Raw genomic sequence first — 16451 nt, forward strand, 5'->3', positions numbered from 1 at the left:
GTCGGTACCTGCCGTGCTCCTCACGCTCGTGGGCCCGGGCGGCGGGGTGCCTGGGGGACGACGAACATACGCACGGACCCGTGTCAAGATCCAGAGTTGGTTCTTAATCCCTGTACTAGTTGCAGAGAGCGACGGGGAGCCTCACTTTTGCGCTGGCCCGGAAGTGCCGACTCGTGCCGCCATATAGACCCTTTGGGAAATTGGCCCCTTTTATTCCACTCTGCCAGGCGTTCGGCGCTGGACTGGACGGTTGCGAGTCATCAGGCAGCACCCCTGTGGGTGGGGTTGCGGCGCGGGGCTATCCCCGCGCGGCCCCGACAGGGTGCGGCCGTTGATGAGGGTGGGGCCGAATCCGTAGTCTCGTCGTCGGCAACGGCTGGGTACCGAATCCGGTGGCGCGTTGCGCAGGCGGCGACGGCGACGCAATATGCATGGAGGGTCCTTCCGGAGGCTCGCACCGTAGAGAGCTGGAGCCGGCCAGCAGGTGCGATACGGGAACGTACGCCAGTTGCGTAAATGTATCAAGCCTGGGCTACAGTTGCTCTAGAGGACGCCCCCACCAGCCCGATCGCCACCCTGCAGGAGTTCATGTGTCCCCACGTCAGTTCGACGGCAGCCGCATACGTGCTGTCCGGCGTGGCAAGGACCTCCATCAGAAGGAATTGGCCGAGATGGTGGGCGTCAGCGCCCCCACAGTCGCGCGATGGGAGAGCGGCCAGGACTTCCCCAAGGGCGAGAAGCTCCCCGCGATTGCAGCGGCGCTCGGTCAGCCGCTTGATGTCCTTTTCCCCCACGACGGTCCGCCGGACCTGCAGCTCCTGCGCTGCGACGCCGGCCTCAGCGTGGCGCAGGCCGCTGCGATCATCGACGCGAGCCGCGTGCCGGTGAGCAACGCGGAATCCGGCCGGCGCCGGCTCAGTGATGCTTACGTGCAGCCGCTTGCACAGGCGTACGGGGTGACCAAGGAGGAATTGCTGGCCGCCCAGGACTGCTCGTTCGGGCTTCGCCCCCGGGGCTCGCGTGACGAGCGGGCGTCCGCACCTCGCACGGTCGGGGAGAAGATCAACTATCTCCTGCAGCACGGGTACGTTGGTCAGGAAGCGCCCTCTGATGAGGAAATTGCGCGGATCGTCAATGAGTATGCGGGCGTGGCGGCCGTCACCGCCGACGGCATCGCCGCCCTTCGCGCGGGTGCCACAACCGAGGCTTCTGATGTGGTGCGTGCTGGCCTGGCCCAGGCCCTCCAGGTCGACGCGGCCCTCTTCGAGGACGATGCCGAGGTCGACCCTGCGGCCCGCGAATTCCTGGAGGGACTCCGCTTCCTCGGCTCGATTCACCGAGGGCAGATCCTTGGCCTGGCTGCCCGTGGCAGCAGCAGGGGTCTGTCCGCCGAGATGATGGCCCACATCAACGAGCTCGTCGGAGAGCTGAAGCACAAGCTGCCAGAGGCGCAGGATGGGGAGTGACGCCGTCGGCGAGTAATCCTCGTGGGCTTGGATGTCTGAGGCATTTTCGCTCTGCGGGCTTAAGGAGAAGAAGCGGGAGGAGATCCGCGCGAGGAACGAGCTCACCCGGGCGAAGGCCCTGGCCGAGGCCACCGCCGCCGAACAAGCAGCCGCACCCAACCGCCCGGCAGGCTCTGGCAGGTGGCCCGCGTCTTCCGCCTTCGCGTCGACCAGGCCCTGGTCAAGCTCGCCGATGAATATGACGTCACCGCGACCGTGGGCTTCAGCACCGGCGATCCCCGGTACGCCGGCGGTGTCCCCCTCGTCGATGACGAGGGCGTCCCAGTCGCCGTCTTCGGTCCTGACCCCGGGCGTGTACGCGGTGAGACGTTTCCTGCTGCTGGCCGGACTGCTGCTGATCTTCCTCGGCAGGGCCGACCAGCGCCGGTTCTAGAAGGGCAGTCGTCTTCGTCGTCCTCCGCGTTCGCCTCACCCTGGGCGGGGCAGTGGCCGGTCAGGGTGGTGAAACCAGCGCGTCCACTGAGTGGTCTGGACTCGGGCCAGGGGACCGGCTCCCGGGTCCGGTGAAGCCCATAGTCATCGCCAGATGTGGGGCTGGGCTGGCCTCTACCCTGGTGCGGTGAGTCAGTATTCGATGTCAGCCACGGATGTAATCGCGCTTGTGGAGCGGCTCGACGCCCACGGCGTGGATGCGTGTATCGGGGGCGGATGGGGCGTGGATGCGCTGCTCGGGGAGCAGACGCGAGACCATTCTGACCTTGACGTTTGGGCGCCGGCCGCACACCTTGAGCAGTTGTTTGTCGCGTTCGCGGAGGCTGGTGTCGACCGGCTCTTCCCGTGGCCTGGCGACAGGCCGTGGAACTTCGTCTTGCACGACGGCGTTCGGTTGCGGGTCGACTTGCACCTCTACGAGCCGCTCGCGAACGGATCGCTGCACTACGGATCCGTGGTGGATGGCGGCCCTTTCCCGGCTGAAGCACTCGCTGGACACGGTTCGATTGCCGGGACTGCGGTGCGGTGCGAGTCGGCCGAGTGGGCGGTGCGCTGGCATACCGGCTATCCGGCTCGTGATGTCGATCGCCACGACGTGCCCTTGCTGTGCCAGCGGTTCGGGATCCCCTTCCCTGCAGGCTTCGGGCCGCTTGAGGAGCGTTCCCCGAGCGGCCCGGCGTAGACGAGCGGATGGTCTGGGTGGTACACCGGCCGCTCGGGCAGAAGCGCGCGAGAGTGGTTCAGCCAGCCATGATGGCAGCGCGGGCACAGGTCCCCCAGCGATCACAGAGCGTCGCAACTCCATGATCACTGTGACCTGTGCCCGTTCTGCAGCCGATGTCCTCCAGCGTGCCTCTCCGCGCAACCTTTAAGACGCCGTAAGGTCCACGCCGAGCAGCTCGGAGAGAGTGGCCACCGTCTGCCGGGGGTCCTGGTTGTGCACCCCCGCGAGGCCGAGCTGCTCCGCTGCCCGAACATAACCCTCGGTGTCGTCGACGAAGATGCACTCCTCGGCCGGCAGACCCATGAGTTTGAGCGTGATCTCGAAGAGCTCGGGGTCAGGCTTGCGCAGCAGGTGCTGCTCGGAGATCACTACGACGTCGTACAGCCGCTCAAGCTCGTAGCCGTCGTACAGGTCCCAGGGCGCGAGCCCTACGGAGTTGGACAGGATGCCCACCTTGATGCCGGCTCGCCTCGCCGCAGCAGCCGCATTGATGATCAGCGGCTCAGGACGCAGACCGCCGAAGATCCGGCCCATCAAGTTGTCGGGGGAGACGCCGAGCTTCTTGCCCGCGATGGTGTTCCACTCGGTCTGACTGACCGCGCCACGCTCAAGATCGCTGGTGAGCCGGACGCCCTCTTCGTCCTTGTACAGCGCGGAGATGCATGCACCCTGCGGGAGTCCCTCACGCTGCTCGAAGGCGAGCACCACGGGCAGCAGGGGGGTGGTGAGAACGCCCCCGAAATCGAGGATAAGACCGGAGCGGTTGGACATGCGGGAACTCCATTGCTGAGATTTCGACGCCAGTCCAGACCGGCCGGCGTCACGGCCCGGCTACAGGTGGCGACGGCGGTATCTGTGCGTCGCAGGCCGGGGTGTACTTAGGGGCGGAGCAAGACCTACCAGTCCGCATGACCGACGGTACCAGCTCATTTCATACAGTAGATGGTGCTAAATCTCACTTGCGGACGCGCCATCAAGATCGCTATGCCGCATGGCTATGTGTGCCGGGCAATGAGGTCTGAACCGATAAATCAGCCTGTGAAGCTCATTGCAGGCTATCGGCCTGGTTCGGATTCCGCCTCTGCGGAGTGCAGGAGAAGCTCCCGAGCTTGATCGGTGGTGATGTGCGAGTAGGCCGTGCTGACCCGCGCTAGCCACGCCGCTTCGCTATCGGTGTCAACGAACGGTTTCGCTCTCAATGTAGCAGCGGCATACGGATTGGCTGGCGTGGTGTCAGCGGCCTGGAGTCCGGCCTTAATCCAGTACGCTTCCGCAGCCGGCTCAGGGTCGGGGAGCGAGGCCGTGATGTCCTCGGCGGCGAACATCAAGTCTCGTGGAGCGTAATAGCGCAGTCTCTCGCAGGCGTCAGCAATATCCTGGGTCCATCGGTCCAGGCGGACATCGATGGGGACGCGTATGTGCATGAGTTCCACGAGGCGCCGTCCGGGCGGATACAGGCTCGTCCCGGGAAAAGCCTCCACCAGGTCAAACCAGAGTGGATAAATCCTGTAGAGGGTGCGCCACGTCTTCCACTGGGCCGCCGCCGCGCTGGTGGTGGGAATGCTCGCACCTACGGCAACCATCAGGAACAGCAGATCCATCCATATCGCTGTGGCGTCTACGAGGAGCTGCACTGTGGATGGGCTTAGTGGGAAGGCTACCGCAGTCCAGAGGATGGTGATACGGGCCAAAGTGTGGGTCAGTCCCATCCACATCGAAATCCCCATCAAGCCCAGTCCCACGCGCATGCTGGTGCTCTCGGCCTGTCGCGCCGCCCTCGTCCACTGGTAGCCGCAAATCGCGGTCGTGACAAGGGGGAAGAAGTAGAAGACGGTCATGTAGACCGCGACTCCCCATTCTCCAGCGTGGTCGATGAGGAAATTTTGGCTCGGCGTGGGTCGGTCCACCACGGTGAAAAATAGGACCGTGAGCAGAGTGACGCCTATCGCCCCGGCCTTATAGGATGCACGGGCGACCCAGCGGGAGACCGCTACGTGCCGGGGGACGACTGTCTCCGAGCTTTTCCCGTAGCTGGTGGCGACGTACGTCAGGGCCGCGATGATCGATGCAGTGCTAGCGAAGTGCCTGAGTAGGGCACTCAGGTCCACCACGGGAATACGATCTAGCGCATCCATTGCTGCTGGCGTGTAGAGCCACAGGGCTACAGCGAATCCCGCATAGCCGCCCCAGAGCGCCCTGCGGTGAGAGTCGCCGTACCGAACTGCAGGGAATCGCCATATGGCGATGACGGTCATCACTGCCGCAGTCAGGTATGTAAAGTAGTCGAACATGCAACCAATTACTATCTGTGCTGGCTGCACGTTTTGCCGATCCGTAAGGATGACTGACTGCAGCATTAATTGCCAGTGGGAAGACTATTCGGTGCGGCGAAAGTCGCGAGGTCGGGATTTTCACCTCGGCGGGCGGCACCCAATCGTGGTTAGCGTCGGCGCCGCGGTGGAGCAACTGGGTGAACAAGTGAAGACTCCAGGAGACTAACCATGTCATCTCCTGTGATCGATTGACGACGCGCCAACCGTTTTATCAATGAGGCTGAAATCTCCGCCTGCTTTTCCTCGGGGCTGTCAAAATCTACGCGCCCTTGGACCAGAGCCGACGGGAAACGTCGAAGCACTTCCTGGCGGATACGTTCAGGGACGTATCGCTCGATTTCGGCAGCCGTCAGGGATGTCCCGTGGTCCAGCCATTCGTGCGCGAGCTCATGGAGAATGATGTGCTCGGTGTGATTGCGACTTGAACGGCGGCGATAGAGAATGATTGTGACCTCCGGCGCTTTGACTCGAAGACCGCATGCTGTGCCCAGGCCGCCGTCGGGATCGTCCAGTGGCACTAGCCGAATCTGGCGACCCGACACGCCCTCCATGTTCCGCACCAGCGCCTCGACGCTGAAAGGAGCGGGGATAGGGAGATCGGCGAGCAGTCTCTCGCATTCTTTCACGAGTGCGCGCTGTGAGGGGTCTCTACGCCAGCGCATGGTCGCTCCATTGAAATGCCAGTGAGGTGTTCGCTGCCAGTCCCATCCCGATACTCGCTAGTAGCCAGGAGCTTGTGCTTGAGGCGTGCGGCGGTCGGCCAGCATGGCCTGTTTGCTGATCGTACAAGGCGGAAAGCGTGATCCATATAGACTGGGGTGTTGTGAAGGTCACCCGTGCGCAGTAATCTCACAATCTGGATTCCAAGATCGAAATTAAGCGGCGACGTCTTACCTTGCCTTAACCTCGATCTTTACTGACAGTCCGTCGGTTTTCCTGGCGGGCCGTTTCGGCCCTGAGGGCTGACCGTGGCAGGGCTGGGCCCCGGCTGTCACGCCGGGTGGGCGCCGGGTTCCACGGCTCCGGTGGGGTGGTGCGGGTCGCAGGGGCGCGAAGGTGCTGGTTAGCCAGTATTCGGGAGAGCAAGGAGCCGGTCGAGGGCGTCTGTGATCACATCGGTCCAGGGCCAGTTCGCCGCGAGGCGGAGGATGCGGCGGCGTCCGGTGGTGACGAGTCGGCCGGCTATGGAGAACAGGCGAAGCCGCAGGCGGCGGGGTTCCCAGCGGCGGGCTTCGCCGGAAAGGGGTTACGCAGGCCGGTGGCGCGGACGGCGCGGATGCGGTCCTCGGCTCGGGCCTGCGGCGGTGCTTCGCTTTCAAGGCGCCGCGATCATGGGCAAGACCAACACCCCGGCGTACTGCCAGGACCTGCACACGGACAACAGCCAGTTCGGCCCATGCTCAACCCGCACGACCCCAAGCGCACCGCCGGCGGTTCCTCCGGCGGCCCCGCCGCCGCAGGTGTGGCTCGTCGCCCCGAGTAACCGCAGCCGTTAAAAGGAGCGCGGACCGCGGGGGAGTGCTCACCGTTGCTGGGCCAGGGTAAATAGCCGATGGGCGGCTTTCGCCCACGCACCCTCGGCATCGGGACCTGCGTAGTGCGTTTCCAGTTCGGCCACGATGGCCGCGCCCTCAGCGAAGCGGCCAACGGCGAGATCCATCCACAGCAGAAGCAGGCGGTTGTTCGGGATACCGGCGCCGGCCTCGGCGACCAGATAGGCCGCCCATGCCGCCTTCGTCAGCTCAGTGTGGGGAGGAGGAAGCTCATCACCCACGATCCGCAGCAGAGCGCCGGTGCGCTGGAGCGCGGCCAGTGACGCTGCGTCGGCCAGGGCCGGAGTGGCGTCGCCCAGCAGCGACAGGGCATCGGCCTGTTCCAGTTCGTGCCACGAGCGCCACTGTGCCCGCACCGCCTCGCCGGCGTCCAGGGACGTCGTGCCCTCAGTGCAGCCGTGCGCGAGATAGAGGTGGACCCTCTCCGTGCTCGTGGCGCGTGCTGTGACGACGGTCCCGAGGGGGTGCCACCATTGCGCCGTCAGGCCGGTCTCCTCGGCGAGTTCACGACGGGCGGCCTGCGCCGGCTCCTCGCCGTCGTCGACCAGGCCCCCGGGCAGATCGGTGATCGTGCCGTGCAGGTAGTGATGCTGGGTGACCGTCGCGACCTTGTCTCGCCGGACGGCAAGAACGCGGACTGAGTCCGGGGCGGCGACATGCGGATAACCCACCGTGGCACCGTCGGGCCGTACGGCCTCATCCACGGTCAGGCGGATGCGATCCTGAGGGCCGCCCGCGTGTAGGACCCGGCTACCGCGTTTGTGCCATCGTCCGTCACCGCTCATGCGCTGGACTTTACGTGCCGCCGGTGATCACCGTGGCGCTCGGTGCGCAGTTCGTGGTGTGGGCTCTCCTCCTCGGGGCTCAGTGCCCCTGCGGTGCGGGGAGCGTCGCCCGGCGGTGTCACAGCGGCAGTCCGGTGTGCTGCTCGGCGAGCGCCTTCGCCGCCTGCTCGTTCGTGGCCAGCAGGCGGGTCGGTTCTTCGTCCCGCAGATGTTCCGTCAGCACCACCTCCCACAACTCCGCCCGGCCGTCCGGACCGTCTACGTAGCGGTCGGACAACTGGTACCAGTGGAGGAGGAGCTGGGCGGTAGCGCGGTGTGGGCGTGGGCTGGCGAGGCGCCGCAGGTCGAGGTGGTGGTGGCTGTGCGCGTCTCGGATGCTCTGCCGCAGTTCCTCCGGTACGGCGTCGGGGTTGCCGGCCCGGCCCAGGAGTTCCTCCAGGTCCTCGCCGCATGAGGGGCTCGGGGGCAGCGGAGCGCCCCAGCCTGGGGGCGGCCCGTCCTTGAGGGTGCCCGCGAGGCGCCGTGCCCATCGGTCGTCGCGTGCTGCCTCCAGATCCTCGGCATCGATCGGAGTGCTGCCTTCGGTGCCGTCCAGGTCGACGATGTATCCCGCCGGACCGGTCAGCTGCTGTTCTTCGTCGTCGACGATCCAGCCGAGGTCCTGGACGTAGCCGCGCCGGCCGGTGAAGTCGCCGGCCACGACGTGGACGCGCTGGTAGATAGCGAAGCCTCTGCACTCCGCGCTGAGGACGGAGGCGACCGCGCCCGCGGCCCAGTGCGTGCAGACTTCGAGTGCGGGGTCCGGGAGGCCGCCCGCGATGCCTCGGCTCATGCCGTCCCACCGGGGCTCCGCCACGGCCACCCGACTGCCGAACAGTTCGTGCCCGCTTTGCCGGAGCGTGCCCCCGGCGGAGGACGCTCGGTTGCGGCGCCGGACGGGTGCGTCGGGATCCCAGGTGCGGTTCAGCCATCGCCACCGGTCCAGTACCGCGTCTCCTGTTCCTGCCGTGGTCTCGGTCAGGGCCTGGGCGGCGCCGGGCACGGTGTCCTCGACCAGGGAGATGACGCGTTCGTCATCGTGTAGCCACCACAGCACCGATGACCATGGCACCGTGTCGGTCTCGGTGCCGGTGCGCAGGTGCAGGGCGTAGAGGACCGTGGCGATGATGTCACGGATGGCGACGTCATCCCAGCAGTCCTCGTCCATCCCGCCGGGCCGTTCGCTGTTGGCCACGGCCGTGGCGCGGCGCACGGCGTCGTCCCAGGCCCTGGTCGCCGGCGTGGTCTGCGCGGTCACCGTCAACTCCGTTCTCGGGTCCTGTTCGCGTGCCGCGCTGGTGGTTGACGCGGCAGAGTTCCTCGGTCAGCAACTTTGCCATCGTTGTGGGCGGGGTGTCACCGCGAGCGGTGAAGCGGGAGTGCTTCTGCCTGCGACTCCCATCGCGGTTGTCTTCCCCGACCGGCCCAACGAGTCGGTGGCGCGCTGGGCCGTGCCATCGTCAGTCGTCGGCCTCGGGTGGGGGAGATCGTCCCACCCGAGGCAGCTGCGACCTCAACTCGGCTGACCCGGGAGCGAATTGTCTGCCTCGCGGGGTGGAGCTCTACAGTTCGTTCATGCCTGTGCATCCGCTTGCCGACCAGGCCGCAACACTGCGGCGCGAGACACTGACCTTCCTGCGCACCCCGCTCGGCCAGGAGGTCTGGAGCTGGCTCATGGCTCAGGGGCACAGCTTCACCATGCCTGCCTCCTGGTCGGCGCGCGCCCGCTCGCACCAGGCCGAGTCCCTGGTCGCGGCGGAGAGCAAACGGGTCGCCGACGGCATGACGTTCGCGATGGACAGTGACCTGATACAGGCGGCCCGCACCGTCGGGCAGGACCAGTCGATTCCCCTGCCGTTCACCGCGGACGTGCTGCCCGCCCCCTCCGGCATGCTGGCCTTCTCCCGGCAGGATCCGCTGATGACGATCGGGCCGCATCCCGTGATCGCGGCCACCTGGGGGCCGCCGATGGACGGCTTCGGCCCCGGAGTACATCTGACCTGGTGGACGGCGATGCCGGAAGAAGCCCAGGAGCCGGACGCCGCGGCCCGGGGCCGGCTCATCCCGATGAACCCCGACTTCGACCTGCACCTGTCCTTCCTGCCCCGCATCGACACGCGACTGCTCCAGCCGAATAAGGAACTGTCGTCCGGCCTGCTCTACTCGGCCGTCCCGCTGCGCACCGTGGTCGCCGCCTGGTACGCCCTGACCGCGGACACCACGACGCTGTCCGAACAGCGGCCCCAAGCCGCCGTCACCCAGGCGTTGAAGGAACTCAAGGCGAAGAAACGTGGGGTTCAGGTTGCCACCACGCCTGACGCCGACACCACACACCGCGACATCACCGAGCGCGCCGCCCAGAAGATGAGCGCGGCGGGCGATCCCGACGACTGGTTCAAGCCGTCACCAGAGTTCGCCGCCACCTCCAAGAAGGTCTCGCACGGTGTCTTCGACCCCGCGCTCGACCACCAGCTCGACGCCGGCCACCGGCGCATCGCCCACATCTACCGGGAGGCGGCAGCACACTGGCACCGGCTGGAGACCCAGGCCAACCAGAAGTATCCCGGCATCTTCGCGAACCTGGAGGAACTACGTGCCCGGGAACACAAGGACTGGCAGCCATGGTGCTGGGTACCGAGCCGGCTCGTCTCCGCCTATCTGAAAGCGAAGTACGACACCCCGCCGCGGACGGCTCTGTGGGACGGTGCCCGCATCGCCGCTCTGGGAGCCTGGCGCAACGGCGGTCGCCACAGCATCCTGACCACGATGCCGCTCCAGGAAACCGCCGGCGACCGCGCCCCCGTCAACCTCCCCACGACGATGCCCGCCCCCGGCCTCGGCATGGTCATCGACGACAACGGCACCATCCACCTGCTCCTGGCCTGCCTCGACGATGTCAGCGACCACGGCCCCGCGGACGCCGAGCTGCTGCTCACCTCCAACTACGGCGATCCCGCTGGCATGCTGGAGGACATCACCAAGCTCACCCTGTTCCTCACCGGAGACGACCTGCTCGACGCGGTGAGGACAACCCAGGCGTACTACGACGACGCTGCCGCTGTAAACAGCGGTAAGCGGCCCCGGTCCGCCACCGACGCCGAGACGGCTCAACACACCTACAGCATGCAACTGTTCACTGGACTGCTCGCTTCCATCTGCGCTCCCGGTGCCGACCTGCTGGATGCAGGCGCCCTGACCGGCCGCAAACTGCCGGCGACCTGGCCCCCGCAGCCGAACATTCTGTCCGAGATGACACTCTGGCTCCTGGCCCATCCGCCCGAGACTCCCTGACAGCATGGAGACGCAGCGAGAGCCGAAGACGACGCCGATCCTGCGAAGAGCTCCGGCCCAGGCTGCGTGAATATGAGCAGTGAGGACGAACGGGCTCCGTGACCCTCCGCGGCCCGCTCTACGGGGACGACAGGGATCCGCGATCGGCAGCGGAGCCGTGCCGGCCAGTCGTGGTCAACCGCGGTGGCCAAGGTGGCCGTGCCGACGACGCCCGTCCCTCACAGGTGTGAAGGCGAAGGGGACGCGGGGCACTCCGGTCTGCGATCAAGGACGATGGGTTGCCGGCGGTGGGGTATCGAGGTTCGAGTAGGCGAGGCGGGGATGAGGGGCTCGGAGAAGAGGATCGCCGTGCTGGACGCGCTGCGTGAGCACGAGCGAGGCGCGCAGGAGGCGTGGGTGCTGGACGATGCGGTGCCCGTGTCCCTCCAGCGGAGTGCGGAGGCTGCGGTGCGCGAAGGACTGGTCGAATTGGCCGGCAGGGGGATCCGCGCCGAACTCTCCGTCCTCACCTCCCGGCCGGTGCGCTGGGCGGCGCGATTGACCCCTCATGGTCGCGACGCTCTCGCGTACGCTCATGCCTGCCCGCTGGAAGTGTCCGATGGGCCTCAACCCGGTCCGGGTGAACGGCTGGTGGAACTGCGCCCGGCCCAGATGCGTGCGGTGCGCGTCTTCGTCGGCCTCGCCCGCGCACTGGCTACTGCCCCGGCCGACGGGCTCGTCGAGCGCGTGCACGCCGCGTCCTTCAGCCGGGCGGACAACCGCTGGCGGCTGTGCCTGAACGACAGGCAGATCGCCTCGGTCGCCTACGGGCTCTACCTGCACCGGCTCAGCGGTTCCGAGGCCGAGGCCAACCGCTTTGCCCGCGACTACGGTGTCGCCTACCGGCCCTCCCCGGACGGCGGCACGCCGGTTTTGGTCGTCCTCGGGCAACTCGCCAGCCGCTCAGCGGGCGCGTGAGTCGAGGCAGAACTTGACGACCGAAACCCTGCCAATTGCCGGGCTCGCCTACGCCGGGCCGTTGCTCGACATCGCCCCTGACGATGCACACCGTATTCAGGAGCGAGCAGCGGAGGGCGGCGGAGGCGGCACCTCCTCTGCTGCGGGACGGTGGGCCCGCTCCAGCGACCGCACCCACGCGGGAACCCCCTCGCCCATGCCCATGGTGGCCAGTGACCGCTCGCGACGGGGCTCGATGACCTGGCCGCTCTCGTTGGCGTACAGAGTCTCCGCGCCTGCGATACCGGACCACCACACCGGCGCGGGCCACGTCGTGTACCGGTACTCGAAAGAGACCGACTCCACGCGCAGCAACTGGGCGTCGGGAGCGGCCCAGTCGGTCAGGACGTTCCCGCCGTGCCAACGGGCGTAAGGCTGGTGGCCGTCGACGAAGCGCACCTTGACGTTTCTGACCGTCTCCACCGTGCGGGCGCCGTCAGGCCCCATCCACAACTCACCCCAGGACGCCACGACCTCGGCGACCTCGATGGCGTCATTGTGCAGCGGGTACCGGCCGTAGCGAGGGTCGTCCTCGGGGCGGTAGGTGACCTCGTACCGTTCGCCGCCCGGGACTGATCCGCGTGACCGACCGTCCTTGAGCGGGCCCTGTACGTGCACCGCGGCAAGGTGAGGTACGCGATCGGACCAGGTGGCGAAGATCCACCGGCCCAGCTCCCAGGGGGAGCAGTTTCCCGTCAGGGAGTCGTCCAGCTTGTTCAGGTACTGGTGGGCCAGCTCGGCGTCGACCCAGGTGTCGAACTCGGCCAGAGCGGTGTGCACCGCGACCGATTCGTCCTCGGTGAGGTTGTCCTTCGCCACGACCTCCAGCCGTACCGTCCACCGGTGTCCGTGCGGATGGTGGCATTCGTGCCAGGACGGCAGTCCCTGCTGGCTGTGGACCGCGGTGAACTCGCCTTCGCGGGTCAACGTCATCATCGGCTTCTCCCAAGGGACTTCAACCAGGCACGGCCCGAACGAGTCTGTAGGACTGGCGCGTTGTGGGCGTCTCAGAGCAGTTCGTCGACACCCCTCTCACAGACGGTAGACGATCAGCACGCCGCCGCGGTGATCAAGTGGCGAACGTGGCCGGAAGGCGGAGCGCCGCCCCGGGCCCTGTACCTGCAAGCTCTCATGAGGTGGAGGACTGCTGGTCCCTGCCTGCGGCTGCCGTGGCGTCGATCAGCAGGCCAACGGCTGACGAGCGTGGACGGCGGCGAGGGCCGAGAAGCGGGAGGGCAGGCTTCTGCGGGATCAGGCGCCAGGGGACCGGCAGGAATCCGCCTCGCAGGCTGAAGCGTGAGCACCGCGGCGATCCAGCCTCTGAGCTTCGCCTTCGGGCTGAACGCCTGGGCAAGGGCCCGCGCCGCGCCGACGGGATCGGGCAGACTGCCCCCATGGGGGTTCTCATCCAGCAGCTGGAGACGGCAGCACACATCTTGGGATCGGCCGGCGACCTTGTTCAGGTTCATGTCGTGTGTGAACTCGGTGAGCAGCCCTTCGTCCGTCTGCACACCCCGCATCAGCTGGCCGTGGCCGATCAGCGTTCCGCCGTCGACCGTGTTGCCGCCGTGCTGGGTGAGGTCCCCTTGCTCCAGCCGGTCTTCACCGGCCGTCACGGCGCTTCGGTGCGCGGTGTCCGCGAGGGTGTGGAGATCGTGGCGGTGACGAATGCCGCGATCCCCGACAGCGTTCTTCCGCAGCGGACCACCACCACGCACGGGACCATCGCGGTACTGAGGGCCGTTGTCCCATGGGCCTGTAACGTCGAAGCGCATGTGCACACGCTGGCCGTCCATGACCTGTCCACCCGGTACAGCGTGGCCGTCGACGTGACGGACGGCGAGGCTGCGGAGGCGGTCTTGGCCGGGCTGGTGCGGGACAAGCCCCGGGGGCGTGCCCGAAGGGCGCTGCTGCCGACCGGCCACTCCCTCACTGTGAGGGTGATCAGCCTATGACGGCCCTGGGCAGACGGACCGTACACGGCCTCAGCACCGGTGCCGGCTGTACGGGACAGCCGGTCTGGCAGGGGGCGACTGCTATGACCGGCTCTTGTGATGGTCCTCCGTCGGGGCCGGGTGTCAGGGAGGTGTCGCAGGGCATCGTGCTGGGCACGAGTCTGGCCATGGAACGCAGTGCGGGCGCGAGTGCGCGCTGTAGCCTGAGCCGGTTGAACTCGCCGAGCTCGGCGCCTCGTTGACATTTCATCCGACCCGCTTGGAGTCACCGTATGACGGTTGTCCTGCCCCATCGGACGCTGCCGGACGAGATGGCCTACCTGCTGCCCACCACGGCGCCGGACGTGTGGCGTGCCGCCGTGGCGCGCGCCGCCCACCTTCTCGCACCGAGCTGGGATGAGCGCCCCAACGGCCTCAAGGCGCTCGCCTTCATCCTGCTCACGCTGTCGGTCGAGCGTGAGCAGCCCCCGGAGTCCATCCCTCCGGCGGCCGTAGCCGAGGCCCTGAGCGACCAGGGCGAAGAACCGCACGAGCTGAGCCGGCGGATCGAAGCGGCCGGAACGACCGCCGGCGTCCTGGGCAACGGCTACGGTCCCGACACGCTGGACACCTTGTGGACGGACCTGAAGAGCTGGCAGGAGGCGCCGGGCGACCCGATGGGCGACGCAGAGGGATGGCCCCCAGCGTTGTGGGCGGCCGTGGGCCGTCTGCACGAAAGGATCAGCGGTCTGGACGAGGCCGTCATCCGGCGAACGCCGGTACCCGTTCCTTCCCCCGGAGCGCTGACCATCTCGGTTGGCCGCTACGTCCAGGCTGTCGCCACCGACGCCATCAGGCCGATCAAGTGCGACATCTGCGACGGTTGCGAAGGCGGGTCGCTGCGCGTGGACGGCCCGGCGGTCACCTTCGTGTGCGCCGAGGGGCACACCACGGCCGACCACCGGCTGGACGTCTGGCGCGTGCGCAACGCGCTCGCGTACGCCGAGCTGCCCATCGGCGCTGATGTAGCAGTCGAGCGCGACTTCCTCGTCACCAGCAGGCCCTACAGCGCACAGTCCGACCCCCGGTACCTGTCCCGCTTCACCGCCGCTCTGCTTGTGTAACCCCCTCCCGAGCGACGAGCGGAGGCGCTGGCGTTATTGCCGGTGACGCCGACTGGGCTGAGCCCCCGTCCGGCGGCAGGGCGCTGCAACCAGGGTGGCACAGGAGCAGGTCCCGCACCGATCTGACGCCATCGTTGCGGCCGGGCGTCCGTCTCGGCGAACGGCGCCTGCCCGGCGCGAGATCTGCTGGTCAACCTGTTGGAGCGGCCGTCGAATCGATACCGTGCTGCCATGGGATCGAACCTGCGCACGGCAGCGGAAGAGGTTTCGGCGATCGGCCGGGACGAGCCTGGATGGGATGTCGCTGTGGCCCGGGCCGTGCGGCTCATCGAGCCGCAGTGGCTGACGAAGGAGTGGGAGTACAGGCGCCATCTCGCACTGCAGAGTCTGGCACTGATCCTGTTTGCGCTCGACTGCGATGAGCAGCTGGACGAGCTGGCGACGCTCACCGCCCTCGCGCCGTATACGCACACGCCGGATGCCGAGTATCTGCGCACAGCGGACGCAGTGTCCGCTACGCGCGCATTGTTTGCCGAGGGCCTCCCCGACGACGGCGGACCACTCAGCCGCCTGGTCACCTCCCTGACGACACCCCAGGAGGTATGGGTGACGGTGGACCTGCCGTCGATGGAGACCCCCGACTTCCGCATGCTGCTGGCCCCCGCCCTGGAGTGGCTCCGCAGCGGGCTACCAGCAAGGCCGCAGGCAGCCTAGAGGAGGAGAACCCGGAGGGACGGGCACACAGCGCCAGGCGGGTCAGCTCCACTCCGTGGGATCGTGCGGGTGTACGGAGGAGGTGGACGCGTCGGCCGGGGTGATGGCGAGCCGGTAGGTGTCGGAGAGCACGGTGGCGTCGATGCGGGTCGGCGGACGGGGCTGCAGCAGGCCGGCGGGAAAGCCTTCCGGGATATCGGTCTGCTGGTCGGCCCACCACCTGATCCAGCCATAGATCACCGACGGGTACAGGCCCACCGGCCCAGGTTCGTCGCTGCGGACCATGACCGTATAGCCGGCCGGTTCCCACACTGCGGGCGGCTGGACGCGCACCCACACCAGTGCTGAGCGACTGCTTGTCACCGCGGCCACGACCAAGGCGCCGGGAAGCGACCGCACTCTCTCCCGCAGCTCCTCCTGCGCGGCTTGCCAGCTGGGGTGCTTGCGGGCATCAGCAACGACGACGGACGCGCTCTGGACAACCGGCTCCGGAACAATCAGCGACTGGCTGGCCGGTGCCAACAGATGCCACGTCCCCTCCGCCGTCGGCGGATGCGCGCCTGCCGGCGCGTGCCAGTCCACACGGACCCGCACGACCGACTCCGCCCCGGTATCCACCTGCGTTTCCACATGCCCCGCAGCCACAGCCTCGTCCGTCGGCACATCGAGCACGCCGGGCCCCTCTCCTTGCCGCCCATGGATACCCGCCCGGTTCGGCAGATGTACTTCTCCTATCCTCCCTGCGGTGCGCAAGTCCAGTGGCCCCACGGTGATTTGCTCATCCCCGGCACTCAGCGAAGCGTGGTCTGTGACCATGACCTGACTGCCTCCCAGAGGGGCCGGGGCGACCGGATCACACCTCGAACTCGCTTGTGAGCGTCCGGAGTGCTGAGGTGTGGCGGCTGACCGGGCCGATCTGTCGCGCAACGGGCGGCGGCGACCGGATTGCATCCGGCTGCTGCGCCGGGGCCCGACAGTGATGCCCAGGCAATGGCACCGA

The 16451-nt window shown here is 67.4% G+C and carries 15 protein-coding genes and 1 pseudogene; 8 read left to right on the top strand and 8 right to left on the bottom strand.

The features are described from left to right. Positions 1-590 precede the first annotated feature (590 nt). The 3 genes from LUX31_RS33035 to LUX31_RS33040 all read left to right on the top strand — a co-directional run bounded on the left by LUX31_RS33035 (position 591) and on the right by LUX31_RS33040 (position 2640). Positions 591-1466 carry a helix-turn-helix domain-containing protein gene (locus LUX31_RS33035; RefSeq protein WP_235478969.1) on the top strand — a complete coding sequence of 292 codons (876 nt, stop codon included), beginning with the start codon at positions 591-593 and terminating at the stop codon, positions 1464-1466. A 307-nt stretch (positions 1467-1773) separates the two neighbouring features. Then, positions 1774-1899, top strand: a complete 126-nt coding sequence (locus LUX31_RS37580; protein WP_268828231.1) for a hypothetical protein — start codon at positions 1774-1776, stop codon at positions 1897-1899. 186 nt (positions 1900-2085) lie between these two features. After that, positions 2086-2640, top strand: coding sequence for a nucleotidyltransferase domain-containing protein (locus tag LUX31_RS33040; protein ID WP_235478970.1), 555 nt, complete (start codon positions 2086-2088; stop codon positions 2638-2640). A gap of 186 nt (positions 2641-2826) precedes the next feature. Here LUX31_RS33040 and LUX31_RS33045 read toward each other — a convergent pair whose 3' ends face one another. The 6 genes and pseudogenes from LUX31_RS33045 to LUX31_RS33070 form a co-directional block, all read right to left on the bottom strand. Continuing rightward, positions 2827-3453 (bottom strand): HAD-IA family hydrolase, encoded by a 627-nt coding sequence (locus LUX31_RS33045; RefSeq protein ID WP_235478971.1) that lies wholly within the window; start codon positions 3451-3453, stop codon positions 2827-2829. A gap of 284 nt (positions 3454-3737) precedes the next feature. Further along, entirely contained in the window at positions 3738-4973 is a 1236-nt protein-coding gene (locus LUX31_RS33050) for an MAB_1171c family putative transporter (RefSeq protein ID WP_235478972.1), read from the bottom strand. Between the two features lie 149 nt (positions 4974-5122). Further along, positions 5123-5677, bottom strand: a complete 555-nt coding sequence (locus LUX31_RS33055; RefSeq protein WP_235478973.1) for a hypothetical protein — start codon at positions 5675-5677, stop codon at positions 5123-5125. A gap of 401 nt (positions 5678-6078) precedes the next feature. Next, positions 6079-6314 (bottom strand): annotated as a pseudogene (locus LUX31_RS33060) (transposase); the annotation flags it as partial. A 223-nt stretch (positions 6315-6537) separates the two neighbouring features. After that, on the bottom strand, positions 6538-7353 hold the full coding sequence (locus tag LUX31_RS33065; RefSeq protein WP_235478974.1) for an NUDIX hydrolase: 816 nt from the start codon (positions 7351-7353) through the stop codon (positions 6538-6540). A 118-nt stretch (positions 7354-7471) separates the two neighbouring features. Then, entirely contained in the window at positions 7472-8650 is a 1179-nt protein-coding gene (locus LUX31_RS33070; RefSeq protein ID WP_235478975.1) for a hypothetical protein, read from the bottom strand. Positions 8651-8967: 317 nt separating this feature from the next. Between LUX31_RS33070 and LUX31_RS33075 the strand changes: the two genes are divergently transcribed. Further along, complete coding sequence (locus LUX31_RS33075) at positions 8968-10683, top strand: hypothetical protein (RefSeq protein ID WP_235478976.1); 1716 nt, start codon at positions 8968-8970, stop codon at positions 10681-10683. A gap of 321 nt (positions 10684-11004) precedes the next feature. Continuing rightward, positions 11005-11640: a DUF6417 family protein gene (locus LUX31_RS33080; protein WP_235478977.1), complete on the top strand. Its 636-nt coding sequence runs from the start codon at positions 11005-11007 to the stop codon at positions 11638-11640. 96 nt (positions 11641-11736) lie between these two features. Here LUX31_RS33080 and LUX31_RS33085 read toward each other — a convergent pair whose 3' ends face one another. Continuing rightward, complete coding sequence (locus tag LUX31_RS33085) at positions 11737-12615, bottom strand: 6-pyruvoyl trahydropterin synthase family protein (protein WP_235478978.1); 879 nt, start codon at positions 12613-12615, stop codon at positions 11737-11739. Between the two features lie 458 nt (positions 12616-13073). Here LUX31_RS33085 and LUX31_RS33090 point away from each other — a divergent pair, with 458 nt between their 5' ends. The 3 genes from LUX31_RS33090 (at position 13074) to LUX31_RS33100 (ending at position 15451) form a co-directional block, all read left to right on the top strand. After that, the gene (locus tag LUX31_RS33090) at positions 13074-13634 is read left to right on the top strand and encodes a hypothetical protein (RefSeq protein ID WP_235478979.1); all 561 of its coding nucleotides are present in this window, start codon (positions 13074-13076) and stop codon (positions 13632-13634) included. A gap of 272 nt (positions 13635-13906) precedes the next feature. After that, positions 13907-14737, top strand: coding sequence for a hypothetical protein (locus LUX31_RS33095; RefSeq protein WP_235478980.1), 831 nt, complete (start codon positions 13907-13909; stop codon positions 14735-14737). Between the two features lie 231 nt (positions 14738-14968). Continuing rightward, complete coding sequence (locus LUX31_RS33100) at positions 14969-15451, top strand: hypothetical protein (RefSeq protein ID WP_235478981.1); 483 nt, start codon at positions 14969-14971, stop codon at positions 15449-15451. Positions 15452-15493: 42 nt separating this feature from the next. On the opposite strand, the gene LUX31_RS33105 is transcribed toward LUX31_RS33100, so the two are convergent. After that, positions 15494-16123: a hypothetical protein gene (locus LUX31_RS33105; protein WP_235478982.1), complete on the bottom strand. Its 630-nt coding sequence runs from the start codon at positions 16121-16123 to the stop codon at positions 15494-15496. Positions 16124-16451: the final 328 nt, after the last annotated feature.

This window comes from Streptomyces sp. GQFP (assembly GCF_021545335.1).
GTDB lineage: Bacteria > Actinomycetota > Actinomycetes > Streptomycetales > Streptomycetaceae > Streptomyces.

Excerpts from the sequence above, each read along its gene's own strand:
- LUX31_RS33065 (WP_235478974.1), bottom strand. The coding sequence starts at position 7,353 with ATGAGCGGTGACGGACGATGGCACAAACGCGGTAGCCGGGTCCTACAC.
- LUX31_RS33045 (WP_235478971.1), bottom strand. The coding sequence starts at position 3,453 with ATGTCCAACCGCTCCGGTCTTATCCTCGATTTCGGGGGCGTTCTCACC.
- LUX31_RS33050 (WP_235478972.1), bottom strand. The coding sequence starts at position 4,973 with ATGTTCGACTACTTTACATACCTGACTGCGGCAGTGATGACCGTCATC.
- LUX31_RS37580 (WP_268828231.1), top strand. The coding sequence starts at position 1,774 with ATGACGAGGGCGTCCCAGTCGCCGTCTTCGGTCCTGACCCCGGGCGTG.
- LUX31_RS33090 (WP_235478979.1), top strand. The coding sequence starts at position 13,074 with ATGGGGGTTCTCATCCAGCAGCTGGAGACGGCAGCACACATCTTGGGA.
- LUX31_RS33075 (WP_235478976.1), top strand. The coding sequence starts at position 8,968 with ATGCCTGTGCATCCGCTTGCCGACCAGGCCGCAACACTGCGGCGCGAG.
- LUX31_RS33095 (WP_235478980.1), top strand. The coding sequence starts at position 13,907 with ATGACGGTTGTCCTGCCCCATCGGACGCTGCCGGACGAGATGGCCTAC.
- LUX31_RS33100 (WP_235478981.1), top strand. The coding sequence starts at position 14,969 with ATGGGATCGAACCTGCGCACGGCAGCGGAAGAGGTTTCGGCGATCGGC.
- LUX31_RS33080 (WP_235478977.1), top strand. The coding sequence starts at position 11,005 with ATGAGGGGCTCGGAGAAGAGGATCGCCGTGCTGGACGCGCTGCGTGAG.
- LUX31_RS33085 (WP_235478978.1), bottom strand. The coding sequence starts at position 12,615 with ATGATGACGTTGACCCGCGAAGGCGAGTTCACCGCGGTCCACAGCCAG.
- LUX31_RS33055 (WP_235478973.1), bottom strand. The coding sequence starts at position 5,677 with ATGCGCTGGCGTAGAGACCCCTCACAGCGCGCACTCGTGAAAGAATGC.